This window comes from Acidocella sp. (genome assembly GCF_013044125.1).
Taxonomy (GTDB): Bacteria; Pseudomonadota; Alphaproteobacteria; order Acetobacterales; family Acetobacteraceae; genus Acidocella.
In genome coordinates this window covers 1-8,984 of the sequence record NZ_JABEVC010000040.1, presented here as the reverse complement: position 1 = coordinate 8,984, position 8,984 = coordinate 1, and the positions used below count along the sequence as shown (strand labels likewise).

Here is an 8,984-nt window from a genome sequence, read left to right as displayed (position 1 = left end):
GCCTAAAGGGCAGGCGATTACCGTTTGGTGATCGCCTGCCGCCTGTTTTTGTAAGACTGAGCTAAAATTTAAAAGCGAGGGTGAGTACGATGAACGCGATGAATGGTGGTCTGGGTAAAGGGTCTTTCACCGGCCGCAAGCGCATTCGTAAGAGCTTTGGGCGCATCCCTGAAGTCGCACCCATGCCAAACCTGATTGATGTGCAACGCGCGAGCTATGACAGCTTTCTGCAGATGCATGTGAAGCCGGATGCGCGGACGCATTCGGGCATTCAGGAGGTTTTCAAATCGGTATTCCCGATTGATGATTTTGCCGGGCGCGGCCGCCTGGAGTTCGTACATTACGAGCTGGAAGAGCCGAAATATGACGTTGAGGAGTGCATTCAGCGCGGCATGACCTATGCGGCGCCGCTGAAGGTGATTCTCCGTTTGATCGTGTGGGATTTGGACGAGGATACCGGCGCCAAGTCGATCCGCGATATTAAAGAGCAGCCCGTTTACATGGGCGACATGCCGTTGATGACAGATAACGGTACGTTTGTGGTCAACGGGACCGAGCGCGTGATCGTTTCGCAGATGCACCGCAGCCCCGGTGTGTTCTTTGATCATGACCGCGGCAAGACGCATTCGTCGGGCAAGTATTTGTTCACCGCGCGGGTGATTCCGTATCGCGGTTCCTGGCTCGATTTCGAGTTCGACGCGAAAGACATCGTGTATGTGCGCATCGACCGCAAGCGCAAGCTGCCGGTGACGACGCTGCTTTACGCGCTCCCCAGCGTTGGCACCGAGGCGCTGCGCGAGGCGCGCGCGGCCAAGGGCGAGAGCCTGGAGATCGCCGAGATTAAAGGCATGGACGCCGAGGAGATCCTGGGTGCGTTTTATGGCCAGGTGATGTTCACTTGCACCAAGGGGCAGTGGGCGCGCCCGTTCGAGGCGGAGGCGTTCCGTAACCAGAAGCTCATCGAGGATCTGGTGGATGCCGATACGGGCGAGGTGGTCGCCAAGAACGATGAGAAGCTGACCGCGCGGGTGGTCCGCAAGATTGCCGAGAAGACCAAGCGCGTGCTGGTGGCCCGCAACGATCTGCTGGGCCGCTTCATCGCCGTTGACATGTATGACCCGCAGACGGGTGAGATTTTTGCCGAAGCCGGCGAGGAGCTGGTGGAAGCCAAGCTGGCGCTGCTGGAGGACAAGGGCATTGACGAGCTGCCGACCCTGGCGGTGGATCAGGCCAACGGCCCGTGGATTCGCAACACCCTGGCGGCGGACAAGAACAGCAACCGCGAGGATGCGCTGATCGACATCTACCGCGTGATGCGCCCCGGCGAGCCGCCGACCTCCGAGACCGCCGAGGCGCTGTTCAAAGGGCTCTTCTTTGACGCCGACCGCTACGACCTCTCCGCCGTGGGCCGCGTGAAGATGAACATGCGCCTGGGGTTGGAGGCAGAGGACACCGTGCGCGTGCTGCGCAAGGAAGACATTCTGCGCACAGTGAAGATCATGTGCGAGCTGAAGGACGGGCGCGGCGCGATCGACGATATTGACAATCTCGGCAACCGGCGGGTGCGTTCGGTCGGCGAGCTGATGGAGAATCAGTATCGCGTGGGCCTGCTGCGCATGGAACGGGCGATCCGCGAGCGGATGGGCTCGGTCGATATCGACAGCGTGATGCCGCATGATTTGATCAACGCCAAGCCGGCGGCGGCCGCGGTGCGTGAGTTCTTCGGCTCCTCGCAGCTCTCGCAGTTCATGGACCAGACCAACCCGCTCTCGGAAGTGACGCATAAGCGCCGCCTCTCAGCGCTCGGGCCAGGCGGTCTGACGCGCGAGCGCGCCGGGTTTGAGGTACGTGACGTGCATCCGACGCATTACGGGCGGATTTGCCCGATTGAGACGCCGGAAGGCCCGAACATCGGGTTGATCAACTCGCTCGCCACCTACGCGAAGGTGAATAAATACGGCTTCATCGAGACGCCTTACCAGCTGGTGAAGGATGGTGTGGTGCAGCCCTCGTGGAAATATCTCTCCGCGATGGAAGAAGAGCGCCTGACGGTGGCGCAGGCCGATGCGAAGAAGGATGGGGACGGCAAGTTCACCGCCGATCTCGTATCCGTGCGCCGCAACGGCGACTTCCTTCTGGTCAAGCCCGAGGAGGTCACCGCGATCGACGTGTCGCCCAAGCAGCTGGTTTCGGTTGCCGCGGCGCTGATTCCGTTCCTCGAAAACGACGACGCCAACCGCGCGCTGATGGGCTCGAACATGCAGCGCCAGGCGGTGCCGCTGATCCAGTCCGATGCGCCGATCGTGGGCACCGGCATGGAAGCCGCCGTGGCGCGCGACTCCGGGGCGACCATTGTCGCCAAGCGGGCGGGCATGATCGACCAGATCGACGGCGCGCGCATCGTGGTGCGGGCGACGGCCGAGGATGGCTCGACCAAGGGTGTGGATATCTACCGGCTGCGCAAGTACATGCGCTCCAACCAGAGCACCTGCATCAACCAGCGGCCCTTGGTGAAGGTTGGTGACAGAGTCGCCGAGGGGGATATCATCGCTGATGGCCCTTCGACCGAGCTGGGCGAATTGGCGCTGGGGCGCAATGCGCTGTGCGCGTTCATGCCCTGGAATGGCTACAACTTTGAGGACTCCATTCTCATTTCCGAGCGGATTGCCCGCGATGACGTGTTTACCTCGATCCATATCGAGGAATTCGAGGTTATGGCGCGCGACACCAAGCTCGGCCAGGAGGAGATCACCCGCGATATTCCCAATGTCGGTGAGGAAGCGCTGCGCAACCTCGACGAGGCAGGCATTGTGTATATCGGCGCCGAGGTGAATCCGGGCGATATTCTGGTTGGCAAGGTGACGCCGAAGGGCGAGAGCCCGATGACGCCGGAAGAGAAGCTGCTGCGCGCGATTTTTGGCGAAAAAGCCTCGGATGTGCGCGATACCTCGCTGAAGCTGCCGCCGGGCGTGGCCGGGACCATTGTTGACGTGCGGGTGTTCAACCGCCGCGGCGTTGACAAGGACGAGCGCGCGCTGGCGATTGAGCGGGCGGAAATTGAGCGGCTGGCGAAAGACCGTGACGATGAGCGCGCGATTCAGGAGCGCTCGTTCCTGAACCGGCTGCGCGAGACGCTGCTGGGCCAGATTGCCGGTTCGGGCTTCAAGGGCATCAAGGCGGGGACTGAGATCACCTCCGAAGTGCTGGCCGAGCATCCGCGCGGCGCCTGGCGCAATGTGGTGGTGCAGGACGACGCCGTGATGGCGCAGATCGAAATTCTCAAGCGCGAGTTTGATGCGGCGGTGAAGCGCTTGCAGGAGCGTTTCGAGAGCAAGGTCGAGAAGCTGCAGCGCGGCGATGAGCTGCTGCCCGGCGTGATGAAGATGGTCAAGGTGTTCGTGGCGGTGAAGCGCAAGCTGCAGCCGGGCGACAAGATGGCCGGACGCCATGGCAACAAGGGTGTGGTCTCGCGGGTTGTGCCGGTTGAGGACATGCCGTTCCTGCCGGACGGCACGCCGGTTGACCTGGTGCTGAACCCGCTGGGCGTGCCCTCGCGCATGAATGTCGGGCAGATCCTGGAAGTGCATCTGGGCTGGGCCTGCGCGAATCTGGGCAAGCAGATCGGCGTGGCGGTGGAAGAATACCGCCGCACCGGCGAGGCCAAGCTGGAACTGCTGGACCTGTTGAAGGATGTGTATGGCGAGGAGATCTATAACGCGCAGATCGCCGGCATGGATGACGGGGCGCTGATCGAGCTGTGCGGCAACCTCAAGAAGGGCGTGCCGATTGCGACGCCGGTGTTCGATGGCGCGCGCATCCCCGATATCGAGGCGATGCTGGCGAAGGCGGGCATGGATGTGTCCGGGCAGTCGGTGCTGGTCGATGGCCGTACGGGCGAGCCGTTCGAGCGCAAGGTGACGGTTGGGTACATGTACATGCTCAAGCTGCATCATCTTGTCGACGACAAGATCCATGCGCGCTCGATCGGGCCGTACTCGCTCGTGACCCAGCAGCCGCTGGGCGGCAAGGCGCAGTTCGGCGGCCAGCGCTTTGGTGAAATGGAAGTGTGGGCGCTTGAGGCTTACGGCGCCGCGTACACCTTGCAGGAAATGCTGACGGTGAAATCCGACGACGTTTCCGGCCGTACCAAGGTTTATGAGGCGATCGTGCGCGAGCAGGACAATTTCGAGGCCGGTATCCCCGAGAGCTTCAACGTGCTGCTGAAAGAGCTGAAGTCGCTTGGGCTCAACGTCGATCTGGAACAGAGCGCTACCTAATCTATAGCCGGGTGCGGGGGAGACCTTGCATCCGGCGGTTCAAGGGTGATGAACGATGAATGATTTAATGAAGATTCTTGGCCAGACCGGTCAGGCCGCGACTTTCGATCAGATCAAGATCCAGATCGCCTCGCCGGAGCAGATCCGCAGCTGGTCCTACGGTGAGATCAAGAAGCCGGAGACGATTAACTACCGGACCTTCAAGCCCGAGCGGGATGGGTTGTTCTGCGCGCGGATTTTTGGGCCGATCAAGGATTACGAGTGCCTGTGCGGCAAGTACAAGCGGATGAAGTTCCGTGGCATCATCTGCGAGAAATGCGGCGTGGAGGTTACGCTGGCGAAGGTGCGCCGCGAGCGCATGGGCCATATCGAGCTGGCCTCGCCGGTCGCGCATATCTGGTTCCTCAAGTCGCTGCCGAGCCGTATCGCGACGATGCTGGATATGACGCTCAAAGATGTCGAGAAGGTGCTGTATTTCGAGTCGTATATCGTGCTCGAGCCGGGCACGACCGACCTCAAGCTGCACCAGCTGATCTCGGAAGACGAGCTGTATAATAAGCAGGACGAGTTCGGTGAGGACGGGTTCCGCGCCAGCATCGGCGCCGAGGCGATCAAGCATATCCTGCTGGGCATCGACCTTGCCGAGGATAAGGCGCGGATGCGCGCCGAGCTGAAGGAGACCAATTCCGAGACCAAGCGCAAGAAGCTGGTCAAGCGGTTGAAGCTGGTCGAGAATTTCCTCGACTCCGGCACCCACCCGGAATGGATGGTGCTGGATGTGGTGCCGGTGATTCCGCCCGAGCTGCGCCCGCTGGTGCCGCTGGACGGCGGGCGCTTCGCGACCTCGGATCTGAACGATCTGTACCGCCGGGTGATCAACCGTAACAACCGGCTGAAGCGGCTGATGGAGCTGCGCGCGCCGGATATCATCGTGCGCAACGAGAAGCGCATGTTGCAGGAGTCGGTGGACGCGCTGTTCGACAACGGCCGCCGCGGCCGTGCGATTACGGGTACCAACAAGCGCCCGCTGAAGTCGCTCTCCGACATGCTGAAGGGCAAGCAGGGCCGTTTCCGGCAGAATCTGCTCGGCAAGCGCGTCGATTATTCCGGCCGTTCGGTCATCGTGGTGGGGCCGGAGCTGAAGCTGCACCAGTGCGGCCTGCCGAAGAAGATGGCGCTGGAGCTGTTCAAGCCGTTCATCTACGCCAAGCTGGAAAAATATGGCCTGGCGACGACCATCAAGGCGGCGAAGCGGATGGTCGAGAAAGAGCGTCCCGAGGTGTGGGATATTCTCGAAGAGGTGATCCGCGAGCATCCGGTGATGCTGAACCGCGCGCCGACGCTGCATCGCCTGGGCATCCAGGCGTTCGAGCCGGTGCTGATCGAAGGCAAGGCGATTCAGCTGCACCCGCTGGTCTGCACCGCCTTCAACGCGGATTTCGACGGCGACCAGATGGCGGTGCATGTGCCGCTCTCCATCGAGGCGCAGCTGGAAGCGCGCGTGCTGATGATGTCGACCAACAACATCCTCTCGCCCGCGAACGGCAAGCCGATCATCGTGCCGAGCCAGGATATCGTGCTCGGGCTGTATTACCTCTCGCTGGAGACCACGGAATTTGGCGTGACCAAGGATGAGGACGCGCGCGCGTTCGGCACTGTTGCCGAGATCGAGTTCGCGATGTCGGCCGGGGCGCTGAAGCTGCATGACAAGATCCGCGCGCGGGTGGAGTCGATTGGCCATGACGGCGTGAAGAAGAAGTCCATCGTGGTGACGACGCCGGGGCGGATGCTGATCGGCCAGTTGCTGCCGCTCAATCCGAATGTGCCGTTCTCGGTTGTTAACAAGATGCTGACCAAGAAGAACGTCTCCGACGTGATCGACCTTGTGTACCGCCATTGCGGGCAGAAAGAGGCGGTGATCTTCTGCGACCGCATGATGGGACTTGGCTTCAAGCATGCGGCGCGGGCTGGTATTTCGTTCGGCAAGGACGACATGCGTATCCCCGACTCCAAGGCCGGGCTGGTGGCAGCCACCCAGGCGGAGGTGCGCGAGTTCGAGCAGCAGTATCAGGATGGTCTGATCACCGCGGGCGAGCGCTATAATAAGGTGGTTGATGCGTGGTCGCGTTGTAAGGACCTGGTCGCCACGGCGATGATGAAGGAGATCTCGCGCCAGGAGATCGGCAAGCAGACCAACTCGGTGTGGATGATGAGCCACTCCGGCGCCCGTGGGTCGCCGGCGCAGATGTCGCAGCTGGCGGGTATGCGCGGGTTGATGGCCAAGCCTTCGGGCGAGATCATCGAGCAGCCGATCATCGCCAACTTTAAAGAGGGTCTTTCGGTTCTCGATTACTTCAACTCGACCCACGGCGCCCGCAAGGGACTTGCCGATACGGCGTTGAAGACCGCGAACTCGGGGTATCTGACGCGCCGCCTGGTCGACGTGGCGCAGGATTGCATCATCATCGAGGAAGATTGCGGCACCGAGCGGGGGCTGACGGTCAGCGCGGTGATGGATGGTGGTGAGGTCGTCTCCAGCCTGGCCGAGCGCGTGCTGGGCCGGACCACAGCGGCGGCGGTGCTCGATCCGGCCAGTGGGACCGAGATTGTCGCGGCGAATGTGTTGATCGAGGAATCCGAGGCCGAGAAGATCGAGAAATCGGGCGTGGAGTCGGTGAAGATTCGCTCCGTGCTCACTTGCGATACCAAGATCGGGGTTTGCGGCCATTGCTACGGGCGTGATCTGGCGCGCGGAACGCCGGTGAATGCCGGCGAGGCCGTGGGCGTGATCGCGGCGCAGTCAATCGGTGAACCGGGCACGCAGCTGACCATGCGTACCTTCCATATTGGCGGTGCGGCGCAGCGTGGCGCCGAGCAGTCCAACGTGGAGGCCAGCCATGATGGCACCATCGCGATCAGGAACCGCAACGTGGTGACGAACAGCCAGGGCGTGCCGGTGGTGATGAGCCGTAATTGCGAAATCATCATTACCGATAACGCCAACCGGGAGCGCGCGCGTTTCCGTGTGCCCTACGGCGCGCGGTTGCTGGGCGACGAGGGGGCAACGGTGACGCGCGGCCAGAAGCTGGCCGAGTGGGATCCCTACACCCTGCCGATCATCACCGAGCGGGCGGGTATCGTGGAATACGCGGATCTGATCGAGGGCATCACGCTGGTGGAGCGGGTTGATGAGGTGACGGGTCTGACCTCGAAGGTGGTGGTCGACTACAAGCAGTCGGCCCGCGGGGCGGATTTGCGGCCGCGGCTGCTGCTGAAGGATGCCAAGGGCGAGATCGTGCGCCTGACCAACGGCGCCGAGGCGCGCTACTTCCTGGCGCCGGACTCCATCCTCTCGGTGGAGCCCGGGGCGAGCGTGGCCGACGGCGACGTGCTGGCGCGGATTCCGCGCGAAGGCTCCAAGACGCGCGACATCACCGGCGGTCTGCCGCGGGTGGCGGAGCTGTTCGAGGCGCGGCGGCCGAAGGATCATGCGATTATCGCGGAAATCGACGGGCGCGTGGAGTTCGGCAAGGATTACAAGGCCAAGCGCCGTGTGATCGTGAAGAACGACGAGACCGGGGAGGATACCGAGTATCTGGTGCCCAAGGGCAAGCATGTGTCCGTGCAGGAGGGCGATTATGTCCGCCGGGGCGACCCGCTGGTGGATGGCCCGCGCGTGCCGCATGACATTCTGCGCGTGCTCGGGGTCGAGGCGCTGTCTGACTATCTGGTGAATGAAATCCAGGACGTCTATCGTCTGCAGGGTGTGAAGATCAACGATAAGCATATCGAGGTCATCGTGCGTCAGATGTTGCAGAAGGTGGAAATCACCGAGGCCGGGGACACCACCTTCCTGGTGGGCGAGCTGGTGGACCGGGTGGAGTTCGACATCGAGAACGGTAAGCTGGCCGAGGACGAACGCAAGGCCGTGGGCCTGCCGGTGCTTCAGGGCATCACCAAGGCGAGCCTGCAGACGCAGAGCTTTATCTCGGCCGCCTCCTTCCAGGAGACGACTCGGGTGCTCACCGAAGCGGCTACCGCGGGCAAGATGGATTCGCTGTCGGGCCTGAAGGAGAACGTGATCGTCGGGCGGTTGATCCCGGCGGGTACGGGCAGCGTGATGAACCGGTTGCGCTCCGTGGCGGCCGGGCGGGACCGCCAGGCCCTGGGCGGGCAGCGCCCCGCGCTGAGCAAGCCGGAATACGCCGCAGAGTAGGCTGGAGAGAGCCTGTTTAGCCGGTTGAATGGAACGGCGCCCCGCCCTGGGGCGCCGTTTCGCGTTGTGGCGGGCGCGCGGCGCGCGAGAGCCATGCCCAAAACCGTTACCTGGGTTTTTCTGCCATTGAGTCGGGCGCTAATGCTTGACTTGGGGGTGGGGGGCTCTTAAGGAAGGCGCTCTCGTGGCTCTGGGACTTCTTCAGGCGCGGGTTGTCGATGAAAAATCTGGCGCGTGCGGCGCCGTCCCGGGAGACCGGAACTAAGGCCGCGTGCTGGAGTCGTTTCCGCAAGCAGGACATTCCGGCTTGCGGCCGTTTTTTATGGATGACCTGAACTGGAATAATCCGGGGTACGGGGAACACACGAAGCAGGATGAGATATGCCGACCATTAATCAGTTGATCGCCAAGGGCCGTGAGCCCGCGCCGAAGCGGAACAAGGTGCCGGCCCTTGAGGGTTGCCCCCAGAAGCGCGGCGTTTGCACGCGCGT

Annotated in this window: 2 protein-coding genes and 1 pseudogene; all 3 read left to right on the top strand. The window is 62.5% G+C overall.

What is annotated here, in order from left to right; all coding sequences use genetic code 11:
* The first annotated feature begins 89 nt into the window (after window positions 1–89).
* Window positions 90–4,277, top strand: a complete 4,188-nt coding sequence (gene rpoB / locus HKL97_RS02035) for a DNA-directed RNA polymerase subunit beta (RefSeq protein ID WP_291422367.1) — start codon at window positions 90–92, stop codon at window positions 4,275–4,277.
* A gap of 55 nt (window positions 4,278–4,332) precedes the next feature.
* Window positions 4,333–8,493: a DNA-directed RNA polymerase subunit beta' gene (gene rpoC / locus HKL97_RS02030; protein ID WP_291422365.1), complete on the top strand. Its 4,161-nt coding sequence runs from the start codon at window positions 4,333–4,335 to the stop codon at window positions 8,491–8,493.
* Between the two features lie 381 nt (window positions 8,494–8,874).
* Window positions 8,875–8,984: pseudogene (locus HKL97_RS02025) on the top strand (30S ribosomal protein S12); the annotation flags it as partial.